23 protein-coding genes and 2 pseudogenes are annotated in these 26438 nt (G+C 64.0%); 9 read left to right on the top strand and 16 right to left on the bottom strand.

Annotation, left to right across the window (positions count from 1 at the left end; genetic code table 11):
- Positions 1–7: 7 nt before the first annotated feature.
- The 7 genes from HN018_RS03540 to HN018_RS03510 all read right to left on the bottom strand — a co-directional run bounded on the left by HN018_RS03540 (position 8) and on the right by HN018_RS03510 (position 6888).
- Positions 8–721 carry an aspartate/glutamate racemase family protein gene (locus HN018_RS03540; RefSeq protein WP_172443442.1) on the bottom strand — a complete coding sequence of 238 codons (714 nt, stop codon included), beginning with the start codon at positions 719–721 and terminating at the stop codon, positions 8–10.
- Positions 718–1713, bottom strand: a complete 996-nt coding sequence (locus HN018_RS03535) for an oligopeptide/dipeptide ABC transporter ATP-binding protein (RefSeq protein WP_172443441.1) — start codon at positions 1711–1713, stop codon at positions 718–720. Before HN018_RS03535 ends, HN018_RS03540 begins: the two co-directional genes overlap by 4 nt.
- A gap of 4 nt (positions 1714–1717) precedes the next feature.
- Complete coding sequence (locus HN018_RS03530; RefSeq protein WP_172443440.1) at positions 1718–2662, bottom strand: ABC transporter ATP-binding protein; 945 nt, start codon at positions 2660–2662, stop codon at positions 1718–1720.
- Positions 2659–3504, bottom strand: coding sequence for an ABC transporter permease (locus HN018_RS03525; protein ID WP_172443439.1), 846 nt, complete (start codon positions 3502–3504; stop codon positions 2659–2661). The genes HN018_RS03530 and HN018_RS03525 overlap by 4 nt, the downstream gene beginning before the upstream one ends.
- A complete protein-coding gene (locus tag HN018_RS03520) occupies positions 3501–4493 on the bottom strand; it encodes an ABC transporter permease (protein WP_204259656.1) in 993 nt (330 codons plus the stop codon). The genes HN018_RS03525 and HN018_RS03520 overlap by 4 nt, the downstream gene beginning before the upstream one ends.
- Complete coding sequence (locus HN018_RS03515) at positions 4490–6019, bottom strand: ABC transporter substrate-binding protein (RefSeq protein WP_172443438.1); 1530 nt, start codon at positions 6017–6019, stop codon at positions 4490–4492. The genes HN018_RS03520 and HN018_RS03515 overlap by 4 nt, the downstream gene beginning before the upstream one ends.
- 95 nt (positions 6020–6114) lie before the next feature.
- The gene (locus tag HN018_RS03510; RefSeq protein ID WP_171837923.1) at positions 6115–6888 is read right to left on the bottom strand and encodes a DeoR/GlpR family DNA-binding transcription regulator; all 774 of its coding nucleotides are present in this window, start codon (positions 6886–6888) and stop codon (positions 6115–6117) included.
- Positions 6889–7135: 247 nt separating this feature from the next.
- Here HN018_RS03510 and HN018_RS03505 point away from each other — a divergent pair, with 247 nt between their 5' ends.
- The 3 genes from HN018_RS03505 to HN018_RS03495 are packed head-to-tail and all read left to right on the top strand — an operon-like array spanning position 7136 to position 10451.
- On the top strand, positions 7136–8254 hold the full coding sequence (locus HN018_RS03505; protein WP_172443437.1) for an SIS domain-containing protein: 1119 nt from the start codon (positions 7136–7138) through the stop codon (positions 8252–8254).
- A gap of 59 nt (positions 8255–8313) precedes the next feature.
- Positions 8314–9501, top strand: a complete 1188-nt coding sequence (locus HN018_RS03500) for an SIS domain-containing protein (protein ID WP_172443436.1) — start codon at positions 8314–8316, stop codon at positions 9499–9501.
- Positions 9498–10451: a carbohydrate kinase family protein gene (locus HN018_RS03495; protein ID WP_172443435.1), complete on the top strand. Its 954-nt coding sequence runs from the start codon at positions 9498–9500 to the stop codon at positions 10449–10451. Before HN018_RS03500 ends, HN018_RS03495 begins: the two co-directional genes overlap by 4 nt.
- Before the next feature lie 124 nt (positions 10452–10575).
- Here HN018_RS03495 and HN018_RS03490 read toward each other — a convergent pair.
- The 5 genes and pseudogenes from HN018_RS03490 to HN018_RS03475 all read right to left on the bottom strand — a co-directional run bounded on the left by HN018_RS03490 (position 10576) and on the right by HN018_RS03475 (position 14878).
- A pseudogene (locus tag HN018_RS03490) lies at positions 10576–11872 on the bottom strand (pyridoxal-phosphate-dependent aminotransferase family protein).
- Between the two features lie 364 nt (positions 11873–12236).
- Complete coding sequence (locus HN018_RS29055) at positions 12237–12371, bottom strand: hypothetical protein (protein ID WP_275434178.1); 135 nt, start codon at positions 12369–12371, stop codon at positions 12237–12239.
- Positions 12372–12592: 221 nt separating this feature from the next.
- Positions 12593–12931, bottom strand: coding sequence for an AtzH-like domain-containing protein (locus tag HN018_RS03485; RefSeq protein ID WP_171833600.1), 339 nt, complete (start codon positions 12929–12931; stop codon positions 12593–12595).
- A gap of 115 nt (positions 12932–13046) precedes the next feature.
- Positions 13047–13646: a gamma-glutamyltransferase gene (locus HN018_RS28565; protein WP_239478987.1), complete on the bottom strand. Its 600-nt coding sequence runs from the start codon at positions 13644–13646 to the stop codon at positions 13047–13049.
- A 164-nt stretch (positions 13647–13810) separates the two neighbouring features.
- The gene (locus tag HN018_RS03475; protein WP_239479245.1) at positions 13811–14878 is read right to left on the bottom strand and encodes an allophanate hydrolase-related protein; all 1068 of its coding nucleotides are present in this window, start codon (positions 14876–14878) and stop codon (positions 13811–13813) included.
- 233 nt (positions 14879–15111) lie between these two features.
- On the opposite strand from HN018_RS03475, the gene HN018_RS03470 reads away from it, so the two are divergent.
- From HN018_RS03470 to HN018_RS03460, 3 genes and pseudogenes are all read left to right on the top strand, one after another.
- Entirely contained in the window at positions 15112–15819 is a 708-nt protein-coding gene (locus HN018_RS03470) for an IS6 family transposase (RefSeq protein ID WP_204259655.1), read from the top strand.
- Positions 15820–16138: 319 nt separating this feature from the next.
- Entirely contained in the window at positions 16139–16315 is a 177-nt protein-coding gene (locus tag HN018_RS28400; RefSeq protein WP_204259654.1) for a response regulator, read from the top strand.
- A 262-nt stretch (positions 16316–16577) separates the two neighbouring features.
- Positions 16578–17777 (top strand): annotated as a pseudogene (locus HN018_RS03460) (MFS transporter); the annotation flags it as partial.
- Between the two features lie 61 nt (positions 17778–17838).
- Here the strand turns inward: HN018_RS03460 and HN018_RS03455 are convergent.
- The 4 genes from HN018_RS03455 to HN018_RS03440 are packed head-to-tail and all read right to left on the bottom strand — an operon-like array spanning position 17839 to position 21225.
- The gene (locus HN018_RS03455; protein WP_171833598.1) at positions 17839–18813 is read right to left on the bottom strand and encodes a D-2-hydroxyacid dehydrogenase; all 975 of its coding nucleotides are present in this window, start codon (positions 18811–18813) and stop codon (positions 17839–17841) included.
- Between the two features lie 48 nt (positions 18814–18861).
- Complete coding sequence (gene cuyB, locus HN018_RS03450) at positions 18862–19608, bottom strand: cysteate racemase (RefSeq protein WP_171833597.1); 747 nt, start codon at positions 19606–19608, stop codon at positions 18862–18864.
- Positions 19592–20269 (bottom strand): aspartate/glutamate racemase family protein, encoded by a 678-nt coding sequence (locus HN018_RS03445; protein ID WP_171833605.1) that lies wholly within the window; start codon positions 20267–20269, stop codon positions 19592–19594. Before HN018_RS03445 ends, cuyB begins: the two co-directional genes overlap by 17 nt.
- A 5-nt stretch (positions 20270–20274) precedes the next feature.
- A complete protein-coding gene (locus HN018_RS03440; protein ID WP_171833604.1) occupies positions 20275–21225 on the bottom strand; it encodes an N-carbamoyl-D-amino-acid hydrolase in 951 nt (316 codons plus the stop codon).
- Positions 21226–21672: 447 nt separating this feature from the next.
- Between HN018_RS03440 and HN018_RS03435 the strand changes: the two genes are divergently transcribed.
- The 3 genes from HN018_RS03435 (at position 21673) to HN018_RS03425 (ending at position 26418) form a co-directional block, all read left to right on the top strand.
- Entirely contained in the window at positions 21673–24066 is a 2394-nt protein-coding gene (locus HN018_RS03435) for a TonB-dependent receptor (protein ID WP_171833596.1), read from the top strand.
- Between the two features lie 53 nt (positions 24067–24119).
- Positions 24120–24875, top strand: coding sequence for a class II aldolase/adducin family protein (locus tag HN018_RS03430; RefSeq protein WP_171833595.1), 756 nt, complete (start codon positions 24120–24122; stop codon positions 24873–24875).
- A 121-nt stretch (positions 24876–24996) separates the two neighbouring features.
- Positions 24997–26418 (top strand): NAD(P)-binding domain-containing protein, encoded by a 1422-nt coding sequence (locus HN018_RS03425; RefSeq protein WP_171833594.1) that lies wholly within the window; start codon positions 24997–24999, stop codon positions 26416–26418.
- The last annotated feature ends 20 nt before the right edge of the window (positions 26419–26438 follow it).

Raw genomic sequence — 26438 nt, 5'->3', positions numbered from 1 at the left:
AGAGCGATCAGGGTACGGAATGGCGCGGCGGCGTCGCCCAGGAGCAGTGCTTGCTAGTGCGCAGGCCGGCGGCGACCAGGCCCTCGGCGATTTTTAGCGCGACGCCGACGCCGTCGATGACCGGGACCCCCAGCGCTTGCGTCATCGGCCCGACCAGCGCGGACAGGCCGGCACAGCCGAGCACGATCGCTTCCGCCCCATCCTCGTCGAGCGCCTTGCGGGATTCGACGATCATCGCCGTCAGCAGGGTTTCATCGAGAGCGATGCAGTCATCGACAAGCACGTCGATCGCGCGGATCCTGCGGCAGCGATGCGACAGCCCGAGATACCGCACCACCCGTTCCGCCTGCACGATGGTGCGCGGTGGCAGGGTTACGATCGAGAAGAAGGCAGCCACCGTGGTCGCCGCCTGCAATGCCGCCTCGGTCATGCCGACCACCGGGCCGCTGGCGATCTCGCGCACGGCGTCAATGCCCGTATCGCCAAAGCACGCGATGACATAAGCGTCCGTGCCGAGTGCTTCCTCCTCGCGGGCAAGCTGCATCAGCCCGATCGTTGCCACGGCCTCATCGGCATGACACTCGACCGACGGCGTGCCGACGGCAGGCGCGCGCGCCACCACTACCGTGTCCGGTGAGGCGATCGCGCGGCAGGCCTCGCCCAGTCGCGCGGTGAAAGCGTCGGTGGTGTTGGGATTGAGCAGCGCGATGCGCACGGTCATGATCTTTCGTACAGCCAGCACGCGGCATGGCGATCGGGGGCAATACGCCGGAACGGTGGCATGGTGGCGCAGATCGCCATGGCGTGCGGGCAACGGTCGCGGAACGGGCAGGCCGTCGCATCCGGAGCGCGGTTCGGGGCGGCCGGCCGCGTTGCGGATGCGGTGGCGGTGGCGGTGGCGGTGACGGTAGCAGCAACCTGCCGCGCGCGTTCGGTTGCCGGATCGGGTACCGGCACGCAAGAGACCAGAAGTTGCGTATATGGATGCGCCGGGGCGGCAAACACGGCATCCGGCGGCCCGTCCTCGACGATCCGGCCGCCGATCATCACCACCACGTGGCTGGCGAATTCCCTGACCAGCGGCAGGTCGTGGCTGATGAACAGATAGGTCAGCGACATGGCCTCCTGCAGCGAGATCAACAGCGACACGATCTGGCCCTGCACCGTCATGTCGAGGGCGGAGAGCGGTTCGTCCGCCACCACCAGCGCGGGGCCGGCGATCACGGCACGGGCAATGGCGATGCGCTGGCGCTGGCCGCCGGAAAATTCGTGCGGGTAGCGTGCCGCCATGGCGGGATCGAGCCCGACCCGCTCCAGCATGGCGGCAACCCGCGGCGTCGCATCGCGCCAGCGGGCCAGGCCATGCACCACCAGAGGCTCGGCCAATGTTTCACCGATGGTCATGCGCGCATTCAGCGAGGCGAACGGATCCTGAAAGATCATCTGCATCGCCTTGCGCCGGCGGCGCAGTTCTGCAGCTTTGAGCAGCGTCAAATCCTCGCCGCGGAATCGCACAGCGCCCTCGCTCGGGTGCTGCAGATGCAGCAGGACGCGACCCAGCGTGCTTTTACCGCAGCCGGACTCACCGACCACCGCAACGGTAGTATTGGCAGCCAGCCGCAGATCGATCTCGATCAGGCCATGGCTGAGCCGTCCGTCGCGATGATAGCGGACGCTGACTCCAGCCAGTTCCGCGAGCGCAGCAGCGTTCATTGCTCTAGCCTTCCAGGAGCCAGCAGGCGGCCTGCGAGGTACCGTCATCGAACAGCGGCGGCAGCGTGTCGCAGGCAGAGAAACGCTGCGGACAGCGTGGCGCGAACGGACAGCCGGTGCCGGGCACGCCGGCTTCGGCAGGCATGGCTGCGCGGGGCCGATGCGGGCGGTCGAGCCGTGGCAGGCTAGCCAGCAAGGTCCGAGTGTAGGGATGACGCGGCTGCGCATAGAGCGCGTCGACCGGCGCAGTTTCCATGACCCGGCCGGCGTACATCACCACCACCCGGTCGACGATCCCGGCCATTAGCGCCAGGTCATGTGTCACCCAGAGCAGCCCCATGCCGCTCTCCGCACGCAGGCGCAGGATCAGCCGTACGATCTCGGATTGCACCGATACGTCCAGAGCGGTGGTTGGCTCGTCAGCCAGCAGCAAGCGCGGCTGGCCCGCGAGCACCGTGGCAATCATCACCCGCTGGCGCATGCCGCCGGAGAACTCGTGCGGGTAGTGTGCCAGCCGCGCCTGCGCGTCGGTGATGCCGACCAGAGCGAGGAGCGCGGTCGCTTCCTGCCGGGCTTCACGGGCAGAGAGACCGCGGTGCCGGCGCAGGACTTCGCTAACCTGCGCGCCCACCGTCAGCAGCGGGTTGAGTGCGGACAGAGGGTCCTGAAAGATCAGCCCGGCGACACCGCCGCGCATATCACGGAGCTGCGCGTCCGTTGCCGAGAGAAGGTCAGTACCGCCGGTCCGCAACCGTTCGGCGGTGACCTGGACACGGGATGCCGGATGCAGCCCCATTAGTGCCAGCAAGGCGGCACTCTTGCCGGAGCCGGACTCGCCGACCAGCCCGACGGATTCTCCTTCCGCGAGGACAAGGGAGAAATCGCGCACCGCGTGCGTGGCGCCGAACTGGACATTCAGCCCGGACACATCGACCAGCAGCGTGCTCATCGGCGAGACGCGGCGAGCGGGTCGAGCCGCTCTCGCAGCCAGTCGCCGAGCAAGTTTGCGCCCAGCACCACCAGCGCGATGGTCACGCCGGGGAAGGTGGCCATCCACCAGGCGCTCAGGATGTAGCTGCGCCCGAGATCCAGCATCGCCCCCCAGGACGGGCTTGAGGGATCGACGCCAACGCCGAGGAAGCTGAGGGCCGCCTGGGTGAGAATCGCCTGCGCGGCGGAGAAGCTGCCGACCACCATCATGACGGGCGCTACAGCCGGCAACAGATAGCGCAGCAGGATGCGCCTCGACGGGACGCCCACCGCGCGGGCCGCGAGGATGAAGTCCTGGCTCCGCAAAGCCATCACCTGGGCGCGGACGACGCGGGCGTAATTCACCCAGGTGGCCAAGGCCAGCACCACGACCACCGGTCCGGGGCCGCCGCCAAACACCGCCAGCAGGAACAACGCGAACAGGGTGAAGGGGAAAGCGAGCTGCACATCGATCAGCCAGGAGATCATCGCGTCGACCTGGCGGCCGAAGAACCCGGCGCAAAGCCCCAGAGTGCCGCCGATCACGGCACCCAGCAAAGCCGCTGCCACACCGACTCCGAGGGAGATCCGCGCGCCCCAGATGATCCGCGATGCAATATCACGACCGAGATTATCGGTGCCGAGCAGATGGCGAAGGGCGCCATGCTCCTCCCAGAACGGTGGAGTAAAACGGGCGCGCAGATCGATCTGCATCGGCGGCCAGGGCGCGATCAGCGGCGCTGTCACGGCAACCAGCACCGCGATCGCCAGCAAGGTCGCACCGGCGGCGCCCAGGGCGGTCGAGCGGCGGAGGCGGGTCATGGCGCGGTGCCGCCGGCGGCACCGGTGCTGTTGCGGATTCGCGGATCGAGCCGGACGCAGAGGATGTCGGCCAGCAGGTTGATCAGCACGAATCCCAACCCGGCGATGAAGACCGTGCCCTGCAGCAGCGGGAAATCGCGCGCCCCCAGTGCATCGACCGAGAGGCGGCCGATCCCGGGCCAGGCGAACACCACCTCGACCACCACTGCAGACGATAGCAGGTCGCCCAGTTCCATCCCGGCCATGGTGACGACCGGCACGAGCACGTTACGCAGGCCGTGCACCCAGACTACACGCCACTCCGGCAGGCCCCGCGCTCGCGCGGTCCGGATGAAGTCGCGGTCGAGGACCTCCTGCATCCCGGAGCGCACCAGCCGGCTGATACGGGCCAGGCTCAGCAGCGACAGGGTCAGCGCAGGCAGCACCAGATGGGAAAGGCCGCCAGAGCCGTCGACCGGCAGCAGATGCAGTTCTACTGCGAACACCAGCACCAGCATCAGGCCCAGCCAGAAGGCCGGCATGGCAAGACCGAGCATCGACAGAGACTGCAGCACCACGCTGGCTATCCCGCCACGTGATGCGGCGATCACGCCGAGTGGCAGCCCAACCAGCAAGGCGATACAGAACGCGGCGGCAGCGAGTGCCAAGGTGGCGGGCAGTGTCTGCAGCACCAGTGGCGCTACCCTTTGTCCATAGAGGAAGGAGCGGCCGAAATCGCCCTGCAGCGCATGCAGCAGGAACAGCCCGTATTGCACCGGCAGGGGCTGGTCGAGGCCGAGATGGTGGGCGAGCGCGGTCCGCGTCGTCTCCGGCGCATTGGCCGGCAGCAGCAAGGTTACTGGATCACCGGTGGCGTGAGCGACAAGGAAGGTGAGCAGGCTCACCCCGAACAGCACTGCCAGCGCATGCAGCGTGCGCGCCCGCAGCGGTGAGGCCGCACGGCGTGGACGCGGCGATCGACGCAGCAGAGAGGGTATCGTCCCGCTCACGCGGTGAGCCGTGCACGATATATTTCGATGTAATCGTCGGGGCGCGGCAGATAGTCCAGGCGATGGCTCGATCCATACAGTGCCGGCAGATACCAGAGGTAGATCCAGGGCGCGTCGTTCCAGATCATGCCCTCGGCCCGCCTGACCAGGGCCGCCCGGCTGTCGTCATCGGTCGCCTCCGATGCCTGTTTCATGACCGCATCGACCGCGGGACTGTCATAACCGCTGGCATTGTCGACGGCGCTGCTGGTGAACACGATCAATTCCACCAGAGGCTCAATCTGCGCGGCGAAGCCGTGGAAATACAAACCAGGGAAACCCCGCGCGCGAAGCGTCTCGGTGAAGTGGCCGCTTTCATAAGCCTTGAGCACCGGACGCAGCCCAACAGCCTCGAGAAAGCTGCCGACTGCTTCGCAGGTCTCCTGCGCATCGGCGTACCGACCGTCGAATGCGAGTTCGACAGTAAAACCTTCATGGTTGCTCTGTTTCAGCAAGGTCCGCGCCCGCACCGGGTCGTAGGCGAAGGGCTTCAGGGCCGGGTCGTTATGAGGTGGATTAATGATCGACAGCAACCGAGTCGTTGTGCCGCGCTGCAGGGTGTCCACCATCAGCTGCACATCGACGGCGTGGTTCAGCGCCTGACGAACCAGCCGGTCGCGCAACGGCGCAATACCGTGCTGAGCGATGCCCATATGCATCTTGCGCAAACCCCGCACCTGCCGAACGCCCGACACCGGGGAAACAGCCAGCGCTGCTGAATCCGGGTCGAGCCCGGTCAGCAGGTCGATGCTGCCGCCTTTCAGCTCATCAAGCCGGGCAGAAAGCTCAGGCACTGCGCGGAACACCACGTCGCGGATCGGCGGTGCGCCACCCCAGTAACCCGCATTGCTTCTCAAACTGACCTGGGACCCGCGCTGCCAGGAAACAAAGCGATACGGACCGGAGCCGACCGGGTTACTGCCAACCTGCTCCGGCGGAGTGTCGCGCAGATAGGCGGCCGGGCCGATGAAGGCCTCCTCGAGCCAATAGAGCAAGGTGGATGAGGGAGCCGCAGTGGTCAGCGCCACCGTCGCGGCATCCAGTGCCTGGGCGACAACCAGCCCACTCTGCTGCCAAAGCTGGCATTCGCCGTTCCAGGGCGCTTGGTTCATGCGATGCAGGTTGAACACCACCCCGGCAGCGTCCAGCGTTTCGCCATTATGGAAGGTGACGCCGCTGCGCAGCGTAAAGTGCCAGACGGTCGGCAAGACCTGCGCCCAGCCGGTCGCCAACCGCGGTTCATGGGTGCCGTCCGGGCGGCGGCGTACCAGGCTGTCGAACAGCGACCAGATTACGCTGCCGATCGGGTGGTTGTTGCGGATCAAGTGCGGGTCGAGGGTCGTCACGTCTTCATCGGAGGTGATTACCACCGGAGGAACGGACGCTGCCGACGCAAAGCGTGGGAGCAGCCCCGCCGCCACAAGGGTCGTGTTGAAGCCGCGCCGGTTGAGCAGGATGGATCGTGTCGGCAGAGCAGGTGGTGACACGCACCGTCTCCCCGGGGTTGCATCATCTCGTAAGCTCAAGGCTTTCGATCTGCAGATCAACGAAAAACATCGAAAGTTCCCCATATCGTGGGCCGCTACGCCAGGATGATGTTCAGACCGGCATGTTCCAGCGGCCTGAGGGTCGCCGGGTCTGCGTCGCTGTCGGTGATCAGCAGCTCGGCATCTTTTATGTCCATGATCTTGGCGGTGGCAACGTGGCCGATCTTGCCGCGATCGGCCAGGAACACCACGCGAGAGGACGCGGCGACGATGGCGTGCTTGACCTCGGCCTCCTCCCAGCTTTGGGTGGTAAAGCCTTTCTCCGCATCGACTCCGGAACAGGCAACGAAGGCGACATCGGCGTTAATCTGACGCAATAACGTCGTGGCGAAGGGGGAGATCAGACAGCGCTGCGGCTTGGCGAAGGTGCCGCCGGTGATCACCACCTTCACCCCCATATGTCGCTCCAGTTCCAGCGCCACATCCAGCGCCGGGGTCACCACCGCAACATCCTGCAGTGCCATCGACAGAGCACGAGCCAGCGCCAGGGTGGTGCTGCCAGCATCGATGATGATGGTCTCGCCGTCGCGCACCAGGCTGGCGGCGAGTTCGCCGATGCGGGTCTTCTCCTCTTCGAAGGCGTTGTGGAGCGGGTGCAGCGAGCGCTGAAACCGCGCCGGGCGAACCGCGATTGCGCCCCCGCGCAGCCGGCGCAGCATTTGCTGGCGCTCCAGCACGTCCAGATCGTTTCGGATCGTCACCACCGACACACCGAGTTCGTCGGAGAGGACAGCGACGCTGACCTTGCCGTCGACACGCAGCCGGTCGACGATTTCCTTCTGCCGGTTGACTGCACCGAACGCGGCCATGGATGTGCCTCCTGCTGATTTTCGCATTCTTTCTATCTTTTTCGAAAGTGAAGAAGAAGCAGAAAGTTCGGTAGCGGGCTGAGGCAGGCTTTGAGACTGGATACCGCAGCACAGAGGATGATGCCCAGCAGCAGTGCCTTACGTAAACTTTCCCGATCACCTTCTTCGAAGATATTCCTTGTAGCCTGCCATGGTGCCTTGCACAGTCGGATCGGCATTTTTGCCTTACGCGTCCATCAGGGGCCCCATGACCATCGAGCTGACCCGCGACCTGCCCATGCTTGCAGACATCATGCGGCAGGGGGCGGTGCTTGCCGCCCTGTTCGAGCGCGCAGACCAGTTCCGGGCGATCGGGCGCGAGCAGCTCTGCCCGGATGCAGGCGGCCGGCTCTTCGTGTTCGGCTGTGGCGATGGTTGGACTGCGGCGCGGGCCACCTGCTTAAGCTGGAACAGTGGCTCCGACGTTGTGCCCGAGGCGGCTACCAGCCTCGGTGTGGTGCTGGCAGCCTCGAAATTCACCCGAGCCGATCGCGGCATCGCCATTTCTATGTCCGGCAGCGTCGATCGCACCAACGCGGCGGCAGAGGCGATCGAGGCGGCGGGCGGGACCTGCGTGGCACTGACCAATGAGGATGGCGGCCCACTCGGTGCCATTACCTCCGGGGTGGCGTCTCTGCACGTTGCCGATGTCGCGCCCTTCCTGACCGGTACGGCCCGCTACAGTGCCACGGTACTCGCACTGATGTTCCTGCTCGACGGCGCGCTGGGTGGCCAAGTGCCAGGCTTCGACGGGCGGGTCAGTGATTTTCTCGCTCTGGCCCTCCCGGTATTGCTGGCCGAGGCCAGCCGGCGCACCCAGGCGATTGCCGCCACGCTGGCGGGGGAAGGGCTGAGCGGGATCCGCGTTCTCGGCGCTGGCAGTGACTGGGGCACCGCGGAGTATGGGGCCGCCAAGCTGGTCAAGCTCTATGACGGGCCTGTCTGGGGCGCGGAGATCGAGGAATATGCGCACAGCCAGTTCTGGTCCGCGAATGCCCGCGAACTGGTCGTGTTGCTTGCTAGTTCGGCCGAGACTGCGCAGCTGGCTGAAAACACGGCCTCTGCATTGCACGAAGTCGGTATGCGCACCGTTTCCGTCGAGACCGGTGGCCATGCAGTCGGCTCCGCCACCCACCGCATCCAACTCCCTGTGGTCCCGGTTGAGCTGGCGCCGGTGGCGCAGGCGATACCGCTTCAGTTGCTGGCGTATCACCTGGCGATCGCGCTTGGCGGCAATCCGAACATGAGCCAGGACAAGGGCGATCCCGCTCGCTTCCTTGCCGCGCAGTTGCTGAGCCGGCACTGCGAACTGGCGCCGGCCTCCTGAGGCGAATCCCGGTCCCCGCATCTCTCGTCAGCACGAATTTTTACCGCCGGAATCCTGCCATGATCGCACCTCTCACGCCGCTCCTTGGGGACAACTCGCCGCTCGACGACCAAGCCCGGGCGCTCATCGCCGGCTTGTTCGAAAAAGAGGCCCAGCTGATGGCTTCGTTACCGACAGACGATCCGCAGGATCCAAAACGGCTACGCCGAGTCATGTTGACCCGCACAGAGATGTTCGCTCAGCCCGACGCGATCACCAACACTCTGACCCGCGAGGCCGAGGCAATCGAGACGGTGGCGCGCGACCTCGCTGGCCGGTCCATCCGCCGGGTGGTGCTGACCGGATGCGGCGACTCGCTGGCCGTTATGATCGGCGCCCGGCTTCTGCTTGAAGAAATGCTTGGGGTAGTGTGCGAGCCGATGCAGGCGCTCGACCTCGCTTATTACTACAAGCGTGGCCTTGGGCCGCAGACGCTGGTGGTGACGCTGAGCTCCAGCGGCACGACCACCCGTACGGTGGAGGCTGCCCTCGTGGCGAACGCACTCGGGGCGCTGACTCTGGCGCTTAGCAATACTCCGGGCTCCGCGCTGATGACACAGTCCACGCATGGGCTGGTGGTGCATGCCGAACGCCGCGGCTGGCCGACGCAGTCCAGCACCGCGGCAATGGCGATGCTCTGCCGGGTGGCGATTCGGGTCGGGATACTGCGCGGTGTACCGGGTGCGCCGGCCCTAGAAACCGCACTCAGCAAACTGCCGCGACAGATGGCAAGTTCACTCACCGCACTCGATGCGGTGATGGCGGATCTAGCGCGGATCGAGGCTGATCGTGGCATGTATCTTTATGCGGGGGGTGGTCCGGCCTATGCGTCTGCGCTCTTTGGTGCGGTGAAGATGAAGGAGTGCTCACCAGATCATGCGATTGCGATCCCGATCGAGGAGTTCCATCACTACAATTCCTTGAAACCCAATGATCCTCTATTCGTGCTGGCGCCAGATGGCCCCTCCGTTCCGCGCGCCCGGGACACCGCCTTCGAGGGCCAGCGCTGGCGCGGTCGCGTCTATGGAGTGGTGACAGGCGAGGAAGATGCGCTGGACCCGTTCTGCGACCAAGTGATCCGGCTGGAAGCAGTCCCCGAAAGCCTAGCTGCCTTCACCTTCACCCTGCCGTTGCAGCTCTTCGCCTACCATGCGGCGATGGAGAAATTTATCCGCGCTGGCACAACCATTCCGGCTCAGCCGGAGTGAGCAGCAGCGGCGCGGCCGTGATCTCGCCGCCCCCGCGGTTGGTATGCTGCGGTAATCTGTCGATCGACGACATGGTGCATCCGGACGGATCATCGCATCCGGGCTGCATTGGTGGCGACGCATTGTTCGGGGCGCTGGGAGCGAGGCTGGTGTTGCCAGAAACGCATATGCTGGCACCCATCGGCTGCGACCTGCCGATGGTCATGCAGGACGCGATTTTGGCCGCCGGCTTCGCCGAAGCCGGCCTGCCGCGTCGTTCTCGGCCAACCTTGCACAATCGCATCGTCTACCAGACGTTTGACCAGCGTGCAGTCGAGCTGCTTTCGTCTGAAGACGACTTCGACTTGTTGTCGCCCCATGCCGCCGATATCCCGGATAGCTTCCAGGGAGCGGATGCGTTCATGATCCTGGCAATGACACTGGACGCCCAGCGCGACTTGGTGGCCGGGTTACGCCGGCAAGGTCAGGCCTTAATCGCGCTGGATCCGCAGGAGGAATACATCGACGGCCATGTCGATGAGATCCTGAAACTGGTCGCGCAGGTTGATGTGTTCATGCCGAGCCTCGACGAAGTGCGGCGCCTGCTTGGCCATGTCGATGCGCCGCGCGCGGCGCGGTACTTTGCTGCCCTGGGACCCGGCCGAGTGGTCATCAAGATGGGTGCGGAGGGCAGCCTGACGCATGACCGGCGGACGGATCGCGATGTACTGATGCCCGCCTGCCCCGTCGATCTGGTTGACACCACTGGCGGCGGCGACGCGTTCTGCTCGGCATTTGTAGCCTCGCTGGTGCAAGTGCGGGGCGATCTGGTCCGCGCAGCGGCGTCCGGCGCTGCGGCGGCTTCATTTGCAATCAGTGACTTCGGAATTGCTGGCTTGCAGGCTGCAAGTGCTCAACTGTTTTCCGAACGCCGGGAGCAGCTCATGCAATATTTTGCGCTTCAGGAATAGTCTGGCTGTGTAGGGCTGGGTAAGACAAACCACTACAGGGGTGTGGCGGCTTGCCCCAAGGCTTATGGAATTCAGCAAAGGCAGCCCGAACTCAAAGCTCCACTTGCCCCGCCACAGTGGGTGACTACGCCGCGTATCGGGCGAGCGCTGCATCCACAGCCTCGCCCGATGGCACCCTGACCCCTTCGCCACGCAGGACTGCCTCGAGCGCTGCCAACGTGGCCATCACGGTATCCTGCCTGCAGTTGTAGCCCATCGTGCCGATGCGCCAGATCCGCCCCGCCAGCGGGCCGAACGAACTGCCGATCTCGATCCCGAACTGAACCCGCATCCTGAGACGCACCCGTTCGCCATCGACCCCGTCCGGGATCTCGATGCCGGTGACGTTGTGCATGGCGTACGCCTGGTCGCCGAACAGGGTCAGCCCCATGGCCTGCAGGCCGGCCCTCATCGCCTCGCCGGCCAGGCGATGCCGGGCGATGCGGTCGACAAGGCCCTCCTCCATCACCAGCCGGGCGCATTCACGGGCGCCGTACAGCATGGTCGTCGCTTCGGTATGGTGGTTCAGCCGCCGCTCGGACCAGTAATCCATGATCATCGCCAGGTCGAAGTAGTTCGAGGCAATGCGCCGTCCACCGGCAGGACGGTCGGCGCCCGAGGCTATCCCCTGCTCGACATGGCGGCGCGAGGCGATGCGCGCGGCCGCCTGGTCCGAGATGGTGACCGGCGCCGAGCCGGACGGGCCGCCGAGGCATTTCTGCAACCCGGCGGTGACCACATCCGCCCCCCACTCGTCGACCGGAACATCCATGCCCGCCAGGGTCGCCGTCGCATCCAAGTAGAGCATCGCACCATGCCGGGCGCAGATCCGGCCGATCTCGTGCATCGGCTGGGCGATCGTGGTCGAGGTGTCGCCGAACACCGCCGCCACCACCCGCGGCCGCACCCGGGCCACCGCCGCCTCGACCGCTGCAGGCGTGACGATCCCGCCGCACCCGGGCCACCGCCGCCTCGACCGCTGCAGGCGTGACGATCCCGCCCCACTCGCCCTCGACCATCGTCACCTCGGCACCGCAGCGCTCGGCGATCTCGCGCAGCAGCAGCCCGAACCGACCGGCGCTCAGCACGACGATCGCATCACCTGGTTCCAGCAGCGACACCAGGGCGGCCTCGATCGCGGCCCGCGCGGTGCCGTCGATCAGGAAGGTCCAGCGGTTCCGCGTCTGGAACACCTGGCGATACAGCGCCATGGTCTCGTTCATGTAGGTGGTGAATTCGGGATCGAACTGGCCCAGCAACTGCGCCGACATCGCCCGCAGCACGCGCGGATGCGCATTCACCGGCCCAGGCCCCATCAGCAGGCGCGGCGGCGGGTCGATCTCGCCGAAGGATGACGGCGAGGCGGTCGGGGTTGAGCTCATGGTAAGGCCTATTATGACGGAGGTATTAGCAACTGCCGTAATACGCTCTCTCCTGCATATCGTCCGGCATGCGTGGACGTGAGGACGCCCCCAGTCTAGCTGAGAACATCGAGATATAGACGCTCCGGTTCCCTGGTCCCAGTGAAGAGCTGTTCCTCTGCGCGCAAACCGTCAACTCCGACCGCTCCGTAACAGCCGCAGATCCACTGCACACGCAGTTGATCTCGATATCCCACCAGCCGCCGTCAACAGCACGCTACGTCAACCTTTCGGTAGCCACCAGATCATTTCTGGCGTGAGAGTTGACAGAACCGAGGAGGAAGATGGCAAACAGCGGCTCGTTGGAACGTAACACCAGCGTACGCTACTTCTCATCGGTGCCGGCATACGGGTCCACCTGGGGTGCGAGGTTGATCATTTGCTCCAGACAGCGCGAACGGATGTAGGTCAGGGCTACCACCACAGCCACCTCCGGCGGGTCGAGCACCTCGAAGGCCATCACTACCGTGAGCAGGATCGACGGCTTCGGATGGCCGCAGAACGCCGCCAGTGTTTCACGCGCCGTAATGTGTGGAAATGGGCACCTGCACCGCTTGGCCGGCTGGAACCAATCTTGCAGCGTCGACAGATAGTGCCTTACTATTAACCGGCCGAAAGAAGCCGCAGCGCGACAAATTACGAAATCGCAGTAATCTCCGAGATATGCGCGACGACTACCCGCTATCCGTCGGGAAACCGAACCCAGCTCTGTATCTGCCGACTGGTCGCCCTACTTCCATCGCGACCGTACTCTGCGCAGGCCGTCCCGAAATCATCTCCGTAAGTCGTTATCGATACACGCTTGAGCAAGCGGTTTGGCGCACCCCCTACCCTCCCTCTGCGGAATGCCGCAAGTTCGTTAGTGCCATATAGATTCTCGGTCACTCCGTAGCGAACCACATGAGCCGATTGCCAGAAAAAACTGTCTAGACTGATGATGTCGTTCATCATCAAGGCACGCTCGTAGGCTTCAAACGCGGCCGTCACCTCGGCAAGAACGACGATGTCGTTGATCTTCATGGTGATCCACCCCGGCAGTGTTGTCTGGTTCGATCACAAGCGGATAAATAGAAAGCCAGTGTCTCGCGATATCGAGACGTCCGGCAATCCTGACATTTTTGTGCGCGCGAACATGCTAGTCGCGCGGGACACGCGGCTGTCCGACAATGGAGCCCGAGCGAAAGCATCTTAGGTTGATCTCGCCCTCGACGTAGAGAACTTCTAATGCGTCCCGACGGTAGCTGAAGAACCGGTCTCCCGAATTGAACCCCTGCAACGCGGTCAAGCGCATATCGTTCGTGTCGAGTGCGCAGGGAACGATCAGTTGCGGCTGAGCATGCATGCGACTGTAGCTAGCGGCAGCAGCCGCACGACCACATGCCGCTATCGCAACCGGCGCCTCTCCCAGCTCGCGGATAAGCCAGAAACCATCCCCGCCGATACTGTTCCTGTGGGGATAGACGACAGCCAGCACGGCGGCGGTTTCGACAGCATCCTGGACAGGCGAGACACCTTCCCGAAGTACGTCAAGTCCTGCGTGGCTTGCCGCGTGGTGGGGAGGGTCACCATCCCTCCAAGGGCCCGCATCGTGTTCAGCACGCGACGAGACTTCCCCCCAGGCTAGGTGTCGGCCACGCACCGACGACGCATGCCCGTTCGAGCATGTCGGCAATATCCACCTTTGATACCTCGCCCAACGCAGGCCTAACGATCCAAATGCCGAACAGAAGATCATCGGGATCCGCAACCGGCAATACCGCGAATGGAACCCCAGTATGCACCAACCGATCGTGCGCGGCGACCATAGTTCGTGCAGACGCACGCACCAAGCGGGGGCAGCACCTCCTTCAGAATTGCCGAAACACTCACGGGCTCTCCTCCGCCAATCAGGTCATATTCCTAGGCGCCTGTGGCTTCGGAGATGTAGCGTCGCCAGCCGCCGAACTTGGTGATGTCAACCGAATTCGTGACCGCGGAGGGCTCGCAGGAAAAGCCAGACACGATTCGACCGTCAGCCAGGGCAACTTTCCCCATCGACATCGGCTGCGGTAGGCTGGCGACAAATCGTCCGAACCCTTCATCGGACAGTCGCCATAGCTCGAGTTCAATCCCCTGACCGTCGAAGCCCGGCGTCTGCACCAGGCCTGGCTTGCGCGGGACGGCATCCAGTAGCACCAACCGGTAATCCGCAGCCGTTCGTGCCTCACCAACCAGTTCCGCACCGAATGTGATCAACTCGGAGTTGAGCGACATTCCACTCAGATGCGCGCCGGCGAGGGCGAAGACGATCCCGGGTAGCGGCGCCATGTCCGGCTCGGGGAGCGGGATGCCAACCGAGCGATCGAGCCCGGCACCGCACCCGGCGGCCCGATGCAGCGGGGCGCCAAGCCGGGCAAGACTGCTATCACTGAAGGCTGGACCGATCAGAGTGACGCCGAAAGGAAGCCCATTCGATCGGAAGCCAGCCGGTATGGCGATTGCAGCGTCATCGAGAAGATTGACGAAATTCGTGTACAGACCCAACAGGCCGTTCAGGCGCACCGGGTCGGACGCAATATCCGCCAACTTGAAGATCGTAGGGGTGGTCGGGAGCAGCAGCATGTCGATGCCGGTCCATTGCAACGCCGCCTGCCGAGCAAGCGACAGCAACCGGTATTGCGCCTTGAACGCATCGACGGCGGAGAAGCGCGCGGCGTCCGCAATGATCCTGTGCACGACGGGATCCATCGCCTCGGGTTGCCAAGTGATGAATGGCTCTATCGCTGCCAGCCGTTCCGCGACATAGGGCCCATCATAGAGCAAGGCTGCAACGTCCCGAAACGGCGTATAGTCGATCGGAACCGGAGTTCCGCCAAGGCAGGCGAGGTTCGCGATCGCGGCATCGTAGAGCGCTTCGGCCTCCTTGTCGGCGTCGAAGTCCCGGTCGGCGCCCGAAAGTACTCCAAAATGAAACGCCTTTTCGGGCAGGCCGATAGGCTGCCCCGCTCGGGTTCTGTCAGTCCTCGCGCCAGTGACGGATCTGGTGGCCGCCGTGCGGCTGACGTAGCGTCGCCAGTCATGGCAGTCGGCAGGATCTCGGAATGAACTGCGTGTGCTGTGAGTCTGCCGCTGTAACCGAGCGGTCGGAGGTGACGGCGCGGGGATACCGGCGGTTCCGCTGCCGAGCCTGCGGGCGGCAGTTCAACGAACGCAGCGGGGGCGTGCTGAACCGGACATGCCTGCCCAGCGACGTCATCGCCTTCGTGGTGTTCTGTCGGCTCCGCTACCGGCTGACCCTTCGGGACCTGAGTGAGATCATGGCGCTGCGTGGGATTGAGGTCAGCTACGAAGCCGTCCGGGACTGGGAGGCCAAGCTACTGCCCGTTATGGGCGACGCGCTCCGCAAGCGCCGGTTCGGGAAGCGCCGTGTATCCGGGGCAAGCTGGTATGTCGACGAGACCTACCTGAAGGTCCGCGGCCGCTGGGTCTACCTCTACCGTGCGGTCGACCAGGACGGGAACCTGATCGACGCGATGCTGAGCGACCACCGCGACATGAAGGCGGCCAAAACCTTCTTCCACTCGGCGCGGGCGACGGTGGGCTTCCGGCCGGACCGGGTGACCACGGACGGCCACGGCTCCTACCCGAGGGCGATCCGCACCGTGCTGGGCAAGGTGGTTTCCCACCGCATCAGCGCCTACCTGAACAACCGCCTTGAGCAGGACCACCGCGGCATCAAAGGCAGGATCCGATGTATGCGCGGCTTCAAGAGCCACGATGCCGCCCACCGCTTCTGCAGGGAGCACGGCGAATTCCGAGATCTCCTTCGTTCCCGCCGCCGTTACAACCAGCCCGTCTCCGCCCCCTTCCGCCGCTTCCGGTTCGCAACAGGCGCCCGAGTTGCGCTCGGGATCATGCAGAACGCGTGATCCGCCAAGTCCTCATGACGAACAATCAAAGTCTTGGCGCGAGGACTGACAGAACCGCATAGATCGCATCGTCGCGCATTTCGCTTTGCTCAGGCTTGGCCACACCGGCCGCAACTCCGCACGCGCGCCGGCGAAACCGTGCTCGTCGTCGACGGCGAACCACGGTGCGCGTGCTCATCACCGATGAGCTGGAGGAACTCGGCCACATGGCCATCGCGACGGCCGACGGTGCTTCCGGCCTCGCGGTGCTGCGCTCAAATAGGCCGATCAACCTGCTCGTCACCGAAGTCGGCCTGCCAGGCGGCATGACGGACCCCAGATGGCCGATACCATGCGTGTCTTCCGACGCGAGCTCAAGGTGCCGTTCATCACCGGCTGCGCCGAAACCACCGTCGTCGGCCACGACACCCTCGCTTCCGGCATGCAGGTGCTGCTCAAGCCTTTCGCACTGGACGTCCTCGCTTTGCGCATCAGGGCCATCATCCAGGGTAGCTAGACGCTCGACGCCGAGCGGCGGCCCGCGCAACGCGTGCCCATAACGTCGGCAATACGACGACGCTCCGTCGAAGTGCTGCACGTATCGAAAGCCTTGTTGTCTACAACAGCGATTTTGGCGGGACAGATGCCGAGCGCCTGCTCGCTTTCGTGTGATCGCACCGCTAGCATCCGCACGGTCGTCGCACCCGGCGGCAATCACCATTGCGAACGGTGTCGGAGCGGAATCGACCGGGTCCTGCGTGTATCGGGCACGTGTCGGCATGAAAGAATGTCGAAACATGAATCGCAAGCACACGCGCAGCCGTGCCCTCATCGCGGCGATGGCCGGGTTTGCCCTGGACGGTTTCGACATGCTGATGCTCGGCTTCATGCTGCCGAGCATGTCCAGGGACCTGCACCTGTCCCTCAGCCAGGGCGGCCTGCTGGTAACCTGGACGCTGCTCGGCGGCGCCATCGGCGGATCGGCGTTCGGCATCCTGGCTGACTACATCGGACGCGCCCGCGTGCTGTCCATGTCCATCGTCGTTTTCTCGTTGTTCTCAGTACTGTCGGCGTTCTCCACCAATTTCTACGATCTGTTCTTCAGCAGATTCTGCGCCGGTCTTGGCATGGGCTGCGATTTCGGCGTGGGCATGGTGCTGGCGACGGAGGCCTACCCGGCGGCGATGCGCTCGCGCGTCGCCTCCTATGTCGGACTGAGTTGGCAGGTCGGCGCGTTGATGGCCGCCCTTCTGACACCGGCGCTGCTGCCATGGATCGGCTGGCGCGGCATGTTCGTTGTCGGTGGACTTCCGGCCTTGGCGGCGTTCCTGATCCGCCTGACAGTACGCGATTCGCACGAGTTCGTCGCGGTTAAAAAAGCTCCGCGCTCGGAGATGGCGCTGCGCGGCTTATGGAGCAGCCCGCTTCGCCGCCGCAGCAGCCTTGCCATCTTCCTGATGGCCTTCATCCAGAACTTTGGTTACTACGGCATCATGATCTGGCTTCCGTCGTATTTGACGCGTGAGTGCGGCCTGACGATGGAAAAGTCCGGGTTGATCGCCATGTTCGTCGTCTTCGGCATGATCGTCGGCGTGCTGCTCTTCGGCCGCCTGTCCGAGCGCGTCGGATCCAAGCCGGCCTTCGCCCTCTACCAGCTCTGCGCCGCGGCCATCGTGTTCATCTATCCGATGGCCACGTCGCAGCACGCACTGATCCTCGTCGGCGTGGTGGCCGGCGTGTTCGTCAACGGCATGATGGGCGGCTACGGCGAACTTATCCCACGTTTCTATCCGGCCTCCATGCGCTCCACCGCGCAGAACGTGCTATGGAGCTGTGGCCGCGCATGCGGCGGCCTCGCGCCGCTGGTGATTGGCTATGCCGCGCCACGCATGGGATTCGGCGCGGCATTCGGGTTGATGGCCTGCATCTACCTCGTCGATCTGGTCATCACCCTCGGCCTGCTCCCCTCCTCCAGGCCGGTCGACGCGCTTGCCGCCGTCGCCGGCCGATCCGGTTCCCGGCGCTCTGGCAGCGTCCGGGTCAGTATCCGAGACGCGGATCGACTTGGTTGGGAAGCGCCTGTCCCGCCGCCAGCGCGATCAGGTTCGTCTTCAGCACTTCCAGGCACTGCGCGAGATAGCTGCCGGCGTCGTCGCAGGACACATGCGGCGTCATCAGCAGGTTCGGCGTCGTCCAAATCCGGTGGCCGGGCCCGACCGGCTCCTGCGCGAACACGTCCAGCACCGCGCCGCCCAGGCCGCCTGAGTCAAGCGCATCGCACAGACCCTCCTGGTCCAGCAGGTCGCCGCGTCCGATATTGATCAGGTAACCACCCAGCGGCAACAGGCCGATCCGTGTCCGGTTCAGGATGTTCCGCGTCCCGTCGTTCAGTGGGCAGGCCAGCAACAGGAACTCGCTCTCCGGCAGAACCTCCTCCAGCCGGCCGGTCGCGCACACCCTGTCGCAATCGGGATGCGGACCCGGCCGCATCCGGACCCCGGTGACGTGCATCCCGAACTGCTTCGCCCACTTCGCCGCACCGCCGCCGAGCGCGCCGAGGCCGATGACGGTGAGACGCCGCCCGCGCAGCATGCCGCCCGGCCGCCTCTGCCAGAGCTGCCTGCCCTGGTCCGCGGCATAGGCTGGAACGTTGTTCGCCAGCATCAGCATGCTCATGATGGCGTATTCGCCGGCCTTGGCGCCATGCACGCCGCTATTGTTGAGCAGGGTCACGCCGGGCGGCAGCCAGTCCAGCGGCATGAGCGCGTCCATGCCGGAAAACGTGCAGAAAATCCGCCGCAGTCGCGGCGCCGCGTGAAACGGCCGGGGTGGCGGCTGCGTGCAGACCAGCGTCTCCACGTCGGGCAGCATCGCGGCCAGCGCTTCGTTCGTCTCACCGAACGTCACCTCGAGCCCGGCCCAGCACGGATCCTCCCCGGCAAAGCACGCCGCCCAGATCTCCGGGGTCAGGCGACGCGGTAGCCCGATGCGGGGGTCATGGACATGGATGCGCATTCATCTACTCTCTCGAAGGCCGGAGGAGGCCGGCACGGCGCCGGGGCGTCAGGCGAGGCTCAAGGCCTGGATCACGTTCGGGATCGTAACCTGCGCCATGCCGTAACGGACGCAGGCCAGGGCCAGCGCCTGGGTTGAATCTACCACCGGAAGCTCCTCCTCGACTGCCTGCCTGACCGACGCAAGCTCAGTGCATCCGAGAATGACGCAGGTCGCGCCGCGTAGCCGAAGCAACCGCGCCGCCGCCACCACCATCAGAACCGCAACCGTGACCCTCGATGCCTTGATCTCGTAGATTGCGTGGCTGATCAGAGCCTGTTCGATCCTGTCCGGGATCAGGCAGGCGCGTCCGCTCGCATCAAGATAGGTCTGGTAGAATCCGGAGGCAACGGTTCCGGCCGTCGCCATGACGGCCACGTTCCTGCTGACCCCGTCGGGCATGTCCTCGAGATTGCGGATCACCGCATCGGCGATATGCAGAACCGGAATCCCAACCGCGGCCGAGATCAGGGCGTAGAAATGATGGGCGGTGTTGCAGGGAATGACGATTACCGTCGAGCCCGCGCGCTCCAACCGCTGCGCGTAGTCCCGCAGCGCGGGCAGCGGCGACAGCGCGTTCACATCCAGGATCGCGGTGCTGCGATCGGGAATCGACGGATCGGAAAACACCAGCATCGGCACATGGCCCTGATCAGTTTCCGCAACCGTGTTCCCGATCACCTGCTGCATGAACTCCGCCGTTGCGGCCGGCCCCATGCCACCCAGAACACCGATAAGCTTAGGCTGCGTCGCCATGAACCCGGGAGCCTTTCAGGCAGCAAAGGCCGATCGCCATCGCCACGGCCGAATCGACGGGATCGATCACGATGACGCCGAGCCGGCGTTCGAGCGCATCACGGCAATGGGCCATGCCGGCGCAGCCCATGACAACGACATTCGCACCCTGTCGGACCAGCTCATCCCCCGCGCCGGCCATCGCCTCAAACATCGCCGGCGACGTCACATCTTCCGCGGTTGCCGAAAGGGAAACACTACCGGCGTAACGGGACGCAACGCCCATGGTCCTGACCATGCGCCGCTGTCGCTGCGTCGACGACTCAGACAGCGAGATTATGCCAAATCGATCTCCAGACATCATCGCATGCAAAATCCCACTTTCGCCGCAGCCGAGCACGATCCTGCCCGCCGATGCCTCGCGGGCACCATGCAGACCGGGATCACTGAAACAGGCGATGACGCATGCGAGAGCGTCCGACTGCCCTACCGTGTCCTGCACGAACGGCGCCACCGAGTCCGCATCCGCCTGTAACGCGATGCCGGGCGGTCCCGACGGGTTGCCCACCACCTCGATCCGCATTGACGTCGTCCGTCGCAGCGGTTCAAGGGCTCGGTCGATGACCGCGGTCACGCGCGCGGAGCTGTTCGGATTGACGATCAGGATGCGGCCGCCCGGCATCACGGCTAGATGTCGCCGTCGATGGGCGCCGCGGCGCCCATCTCCACGATCCTGCTATACCATTGCGGGCGCCGATGGGCATCGAAGTTGAACATCTTCTTCTTTCCCTGCTTGCACAGATCGAGATCGCAATCTGCGATAATCACTTCATCGGCAACAGTCTTGGCAGCGGCGACGATCCTGCCATTCGGATCGACTATGCACGACCCACCGATTAGCCCGGCTCCGTCCTCGTTGCCGGCCTTGGCGACCGCAACCGCCCAGCACGCGTTCATGTAGGCATTCGCCTGCGCCACCAGGGTCGAGTGGAACGTCCGCAGCTCCTCAGACTCGGTGTCGCCGCCATTCGGATCATAGGCTGCGGAATTGTACCCGACGCATAGCAATTCCATACCCTGCAGCGCCAGGCAGCGCCACGCCTCCGGCCAGCGCCGGTCGTTACAGATAAGCATACCGACGATCGCGCCGCCAAGTTTCTTGTTTCCTCGGAACGTCTTGAAACCACGATCGCCGTACTGGAAATAACGCTTCTCCAGCTGTTGATACCGAGCGTCAGGGATTGGCTCCACCGAACCGGGAAGGTGAACCTTGCGGTAGTGGCCAACGATCGTGCCCTCGCTGTCGACAAAAACGGCGCTGTTGAACCGCTCCCCATCCGAAGTCCGCTCCGCGTAGCCAAGATAGAAGCCGATCTTCAGCGCGCGCGCCCGGTCGAATAGCGGCTGTATCCCGGGGTTCGGCATTGCGTCCTCGAACTGCGCAGACAGCTCGGCATCTTCCAGCATCCAGCGTGGAAAAAACGTCGTCAGCGCCAGTTCCGGGAACACGACCAGCTGCGCGCCCGCCTCCGCTGCCTGTTCCAGCAAGACAATAAGACGGCCGAGAGTGCGCGCGCGCGTGTCATCGCGCTGCGTCGGGCCCATCTGGGCCGCTGCAATTCGTATCACTCTGGTCATCATTTACACCGCGTTTGTTGGCGGACTTCCCGTCCGGTCCGCTCTTGTGTCTGGTCTGACGATAGCGAACGCATTTTGACTGATCAATCGAATCACTATCAGCATTGATGCTTCACTATAAGCCGTGGTTATACGCCGCGGCCCGCCCATCCTTGTCCGGGCGCAAGTTCCAATCTTCCCTTGGTAAACAGCTAGGATCTCGGGGCCGTCTCGCGTGCCCAGGAGCGGCAGGCCCAGACCGGGACGCTAGGGCTATCACCGAGATCTATAAACACCGCCGTTTCCTGATAGCGGTTTTTATTGAAGCTGCCATTCGTCTTATGCTTACCTGTTGATGACAGATTAGTGAATTGCGACGGATCACCACCGTCGGGCGAGCATTTGAGCCGGGCTGGACCGCGTAAAGCGCTCGGCCCTGGAGCAGGCGGTAGACAAGGAACGTAACGCTTGAAACACAAAGTCGTCTTTCGGTCGTCCCTACTTTCAACAACGATCATCGCGATCGCGTGTTTCGGGGATCCCCCCGTTTCGGTTGCCGCGGAAATGCCCGTTGTGAAGGAAGGCAAGGCCATCGCCAGCCCTGATAAAAGGTCGACGCCCAAGGCTGTAAGAACAGCAGAAAGCTCCGAGGAAGTCTCCGTCGTCGGCACCGCGCATCAGTCGTCTGGCGGCGGTTTGCTCGCCTTGTCAAACTCCACCAAATCCTCGGTAACCTCGACCCGCGCCTACATCCTCACACAGCCGGCGACCGCCAACCCGGTGCGTCTCATCCAGCTGCAGCCGGGCGCTGTCGCCGCCACCCAGGATCCCTACGGCGTCGAGCCGGGAAACCTCACGGTCCGCGGCCTCAACACCAACCAAATCATCTTCCTCTTCGACGGATCGCCAATCACCAACGATGGCGGTTTCAACGCCACCGAAGCGGTTGACGCCCTCAACCTTGAGGAAGTCAAACTCAGCCCCGGCTCGACAAACTTTGACCTGCCCGGGTCGAATGGCGCTGCCGGGACCATCTCGATGTTGCTGCACAACCCGTCGCACCAGCTCGGCGGCATGGTGAACTTCACCTACGGCACCAACAACTCCCGCCAGAGCTTCGTGCGTCTGGAGACGGGTGACCTCGGCAAGAGTGGGATTCGAGGCTTCGTGTCCTATTCAAACTTTTTTGGCGACGACTGGCGCAGCCCCGGTAAGATCAAGCGGCAGCATATCGACGCGAAATTCATCAAGGATTGGCGTAACGGCAGCGAGACCTCGTTTTCCGCGACCTGGACCAACCTGAACTATCAGCTCGAGCGGCCGCCCACCCTTGCCCAGTACGCGGCGCAGGGCCAGGACTTCAACTATGACGCCAACTACTCCGCAAAGGACACAAACTATTACAAGTTTCACCAGAACGTAAACGACAACATCTTCCTCACGCTTGAGAACAAGATCGTCGTCAGCCGCGCAATCACGGTCAACTTCACGCCCTATTTGTTCTACGCCAAAGGGCTTCCGGGACCCGGTGCCAGCGTTCTTTCGACCAGCTCAGCCTATTACGGAACCCAGAAGATCCAGGGGCTCCAGCTCCACACCTCGAGCGGCGCGCCTACAAGCTCGACCCTGCTCTACTCCTCAGTGCCAACGAAATACGTGCGGCCCGGCGTCAATGCTAATGTCAATATCGATCTCGACAATCATAACCGCTTGACCTTAGGGGACTGGTACGCCTTCACCGAGCTGTCGCAGTCTGGCCAGTTCAACTATGTCGACGCGTCGGGCTCTCCCGGCAGTCTTTGGGGCTCCAAGGGCAGCGCGGTCCGTCTGCCGAACGGTCAGCTCTACGCCACCAGCAACGTCGTCAGTCGGCTACAGACTAACAACATCTATCTCGGTGACCACGCCAATTACTTTGGTGGCCGCTTGGCAATCGAAGGCGGTTTGAAATACGAGATCTTCAGAGCGTCGAGCTTCAACCGGCTGCCGGGCGCGACCTACAACGTCACTAACAACCAGACCGCGCCAATGCCGAGCTTTGGGGTCCGCTACAACCTCGACAACCGCAGCCAGGTCTTCTTCGACGCCGGGGACAACACCCGCACGCCCGATCCCAGCCAGATTACAGACGCGATCTCCTCCTCCACCGGCAAGAAAACCACAACAGCATCGCGTGACCAGAAAATCGAGAACTCGATCGTTGAGGAGCTCGGCTACCGCTACAACGACCAGTACCTCGCAGCCCAGGTCTCCCTGTTCAACTACAATTTCACTAACCGGCAGATTTCGACGGTCGTCGTCCAGAACGGCACAATGGTCACGCAGTATATCAATGGTGGCGGCCAGACCAGCCGAGGCGTCGACGTCTCGATCGGCTCCAAGCCGTGGCACCATCTCTCGCTATTTGCGTCGGGCGAGTTCCTGCAGGCGACCATCGACAACAACATCGCCGACGGTGCTGACTATCTCGCCACCACTGGCCGCACCGCGACCGGGTCTCCAAAATGGACCGGCAACATCAGCCTGAGCTACGACGACAACCACCTGTTCGGAAACGTGCAGTTCCATTATTTCGACTCGCAGTACTCGACCTTTACCAATGACGAGAGACTGCCCTCCTACAAGACTGTCGACATGTCACTCGGCTATCGCCTGCCCCCGGTAGGTCCGGTCAAGAACCCGACGGTTCAGCTTAACATGATCAACCTTGCCAACACCCACTATCTTACCGGCATCTATGCCAATCAGCTGACGGCGCGATCCGCAAAGGGTATTTTCGGGTCAACCCTCGCCGGCACGCTGCCGACCTATATCGTTGGAAGCGGCTTTGCGGCCATGGTATCGGTGTCCGCTTCCCTGTAAGTCTTTCAAAGCGACGTCGCCGAGCACCGACGTGACGTAGTCTGGAGTCCGACATGATGACGTATGAGAATAACGGCGCACCTACGTCGCTGATAACGCGGCAGGAGCTCGCAGCGATCTTCCGCATCCTCGCCCATTTCCGTCTGACCGACCTGATCCATACCCATGCGTCGGCCCGTCTTCCCGACAAGGCCGGAACGCTGCTGATCAACCGCTACAACCTCCTCTTCGACGAAGTTACGGCATCCAGCCTGATTGAGATCAACGAGGAGGGCGCCGTGCTGCCAGAGTACGCCGACGCCGAAACCAATGGTGCTGGATGCAACATCCACAGCGCGATCCACGAGGCCTTTCCCGAGATCGGCTTCGTCATCCACACCCACACCCGCGCAGGTGCGGCGGTGTCGGCACAGCGCCAGGGATTGTTGCCGATCAGCCAGCAGGCGATGATGTTCCACGACAGCGTCGGCTATCACGCGTTCGAAGGCTTCGTGCTGACGCGCGAGGAACGCGTCAGTCTGGTCAACGATCTCGGCAAAAACAAGGTCCTCATCCTGCGCAACCACGGCCTGATCTCGGTCGGTCGCACTGCGGCCGAGGCGTTGAACCGGATCTACAATTTGGAACGCGCCTGTGAAATCCAGATCGCGGCCCTCAGCGGCAACAGCGAGCTGATCGTGCCGCCGGTCCCGGTCCAGTCGCGGCTGGAGCAGCAATCCGTTTCCGACAAGCAGATCCACATCGAAATGATGGCGTGGAATGCCTGTCTGCGGCTGATCGACAAGGTGGGATCCGATTATCGCGCCTGAGCCGAACGCTTCGGCACGCGGCGGACAAAAAGCAGCGTCCAATCATCGTCCCTGTTGACGACTATTCGACACAACGCCCGGCGCGCTCTGCACGCGTCCGGGCCGATTGAAGGTATGCGCGATGATCAGTCTCGAGGCCCTGGAAGTCTGCGTCCGGCGGGACCTCGAACTGACGGCGCATCCGCGGGCCAAATGGCTGGCACCCCATGCGGTCGGCGGCGAACCGGCGCTCGATGTCCTGGTTGTCGGCGCCGGCCAGTCCGGCCTCGCCACCGGCTTCGCGCTGCTGCGCGACAAGGTCGAGAACATCCTGCTGATCGACAAGGCGCCACGCGACATGGAAGGCCCGTGGTCGACCTACGCGCGTATGCCGACCCTGCGGAGCACCAAGGACCAGAACGGCCCCGATCTCGGCATGCCGAGCCTCACCTTCCAGGCCTGGTTCGAAGCGCAATGGGGCGCCGAGGCGTTCGTGCAGCTCGACCTGATTCCCAAAGGCCAATGGCACGACTACCTGCGCTGGTTTCGCGACATTACCGGCTTGCCGGTTCGCAACGACACCGCCTTGCGCAGCCTGGAGCCGGGCCTGACCGACCAGGGTGCCCGCTGCATCAAGGCAACCAGCGAAGACGGCCACGTCTTCTATGCACGCAAAGTCATTCTGGCCACCGGTCAGGACGGAACCGGCCGCTGGTGGATGCCATCCTTCGTCGAAAAACTACCGCCGGCGATGCGGGCCCATACCTGCGACCACATCGATTTCGAGAGCCTGCGCGGCCGCACGGTCGCGGTCCTCGGCGCCGGCGCATCGGCCTTCGACAATGCAGCCACCGCCCTCGAACACGGCGCCATCGTTCACCTGTTCTGCCGCCGGGCGGAGCCGATGGTGGTCCAGCCCTATCGCTGGCTGACCTTCGCCGGCTTCATGCGCCATATCGGCGACATGACCGATGCGTGGCGCTGGCGGATCCTCGGCTACGTGCTGGGCATGCGGGAGGGCTTCCCACCCGCGACCTACGACCGGGTGCAGGCATTCTCCACCTTCACCATGCATGTCGGCGCGCCATGGACCAACGCCTCAGTCGTGGACGGCCGGATCCGGCTGGACACCCTGCACGGACCATTCATCGCCGATTTCGCCATCTGCGGCACCGGCGTGGTTCACGATTTCGCTGCCCGGCCTGAACTCTCAGCCTTCGCCAACCGGATCGCCCGCTGGTCCGACCGCTACACGCCCCCGGCTGCGGAGGAGAGCGAGCGCCTCGGCGGCTTCCCGTATCTCGCTCCCGACTATGCGTTCACCGAGCGCAACCCCGGCGAGGCGCCCTGGCTCCGCGACATCCACCTGTTCGGCATCGGCGCCACGCTGAGCTTCGGCCCGTCCGCGTCGTCCATCAACGCAATGACCATCGCCGTGCCCAAGCTCGTCGCCGGCATCACCCGCGGCCTGTTCGAGGCTGATATCGAGTCACACTGGGCCGCACTCCAGGCCTACGACGTGAAGCAGGTTGAACTCGACCAGCAGCGGCTGGTCCGCAGCTAATTCGTCGTCCCGGCCGGTCC

This window comes from Lichenicola cladoniae (assembly GCF_013201075.1).
Lineage (GTDB): Bacteria > Pseudomonadota > Alphaproteobacteria > Acetobacterales > Acetobacteraceae > Lichenicola > Lichenicola cladoniae.
Note: the sequence above shows the minus strand (reverse complement) of the source record. Positions and strands in the feature narration are given on the sequence as shown.

Coding starts and splice junctions, on each gene's coding strand:
- HN018_RS03505 (WP_172443437.1), top strand. CDS start 7,136: ATGACCATCGAGCTGACCCGCGACCTGCCCATGCTTGCAGACATCATG.
- HN018_RS28565 (WP_239478987.1), bottom strand. CDS start 13,646: ATGATCTTCTGTTCGGCATTTGGATCGTTAGGCCTGCGTTGGGCGAGG.
- HN018_RS03430 (WP_171833595.1), top strand. CDS start 24,120: ATGATGACGTATGAGAATAACGGCGCACCTACGTCGCTGATAACGCGG.
- HN018_RS03535 (WP_172443441.1), bottom strand. CDS start 1,713: ATGAACGCTGCTGCGCTCGCGGAACTGGCTGGAGTCAGCGTCCGCTAT.
- HN018_RS03440 (WP_171833604.1), bottom strand. CDS start 21,225: ATGACCAGAGTGATACGAATTGCAGCGGCCCAGATGGGCCCGACGCAG.
- HN018_RS03510 (WP_171837923.1), bottom strand. CDS start 6,888: ATGGCCGCGTTCGGTGCAGTCAACCGGCAGAAGGAAATCGTCGACCGG.
- HN018_RS03425 (WP_171833594.1), top strand. CDS start 24,997: ATGATCAGTCTCGAGGCCCTGGAAGTCTGCGTCCGGCGGGACCTCGAA.
- HN018_RS29055 (WP_275434178.1), bottom strand. CDS start 12,371: ATGGCCTTCGAGGTGCTCGACCCGCCGGAGGTGGCTGTGGTGGTAGCC.
- HN018_RS03485 (WP_171833600.1), bottom strand. CDS start 12,931: ATGAAGATCAACGACATCGTCGTTCTTGCCGAGGTGACGGCCGCGTTT.
- HN018_RS03530 (WP_172443440.1), bottom strand. CDS start 2,662: ATGAGCACGCTGCTGGTCGATGTGTCCGGGCTGAATGTCCAGTTCGGC.
- HN018_RS28400 (WP_204259654.1), top strand. CDS start 16,139: ATGGCCGATACCATGCGTGTCTTCCGACGCGAGCTCAAGGTGCCGTTC.
- HN018_RS03445 (WP_171833605.1), bottom strand. CDS start 20,269: ATGCCGGGCGGCCGCATCCTGATCGTCAATCCGAACAGCTCCGCGCGC.
- HN018_RS03540 (WP_172443442.1), bottom strand. CDS start 721: ATGACCGTGCGCATCGCGCTGCTCAATCCCAACACCACCGACGCTTTC.
- HN018_RS03525 (WP_172443439.1), bottom strand. CDS start 3,504: ATGACCCGCCTCCGCCGCTCGACCGCCCTGGGCGCCGCCGGTGCGACC.
- cuyB (WP_171833597.1), bottom strand. CDS start 19,608: ATGGCGACGCAGCCTAAGCTTATCGGTGTTCTGGGTGGCATGGGGCCG.
- HN018_RS03500 (WP_172443436.1), top strand. CDS start 8,314: ATGATCGCACCTCTCACGCCGCTCCTTGGGGACAACTCGCCGCTCGAC.
- HN018_RS03455 (WP_171833598.1), bottom strand. CDS start 18,813: ATGCGCATCCATGTCCATGACCCCCGCATCGGGCTACCGCGTCGCCTG.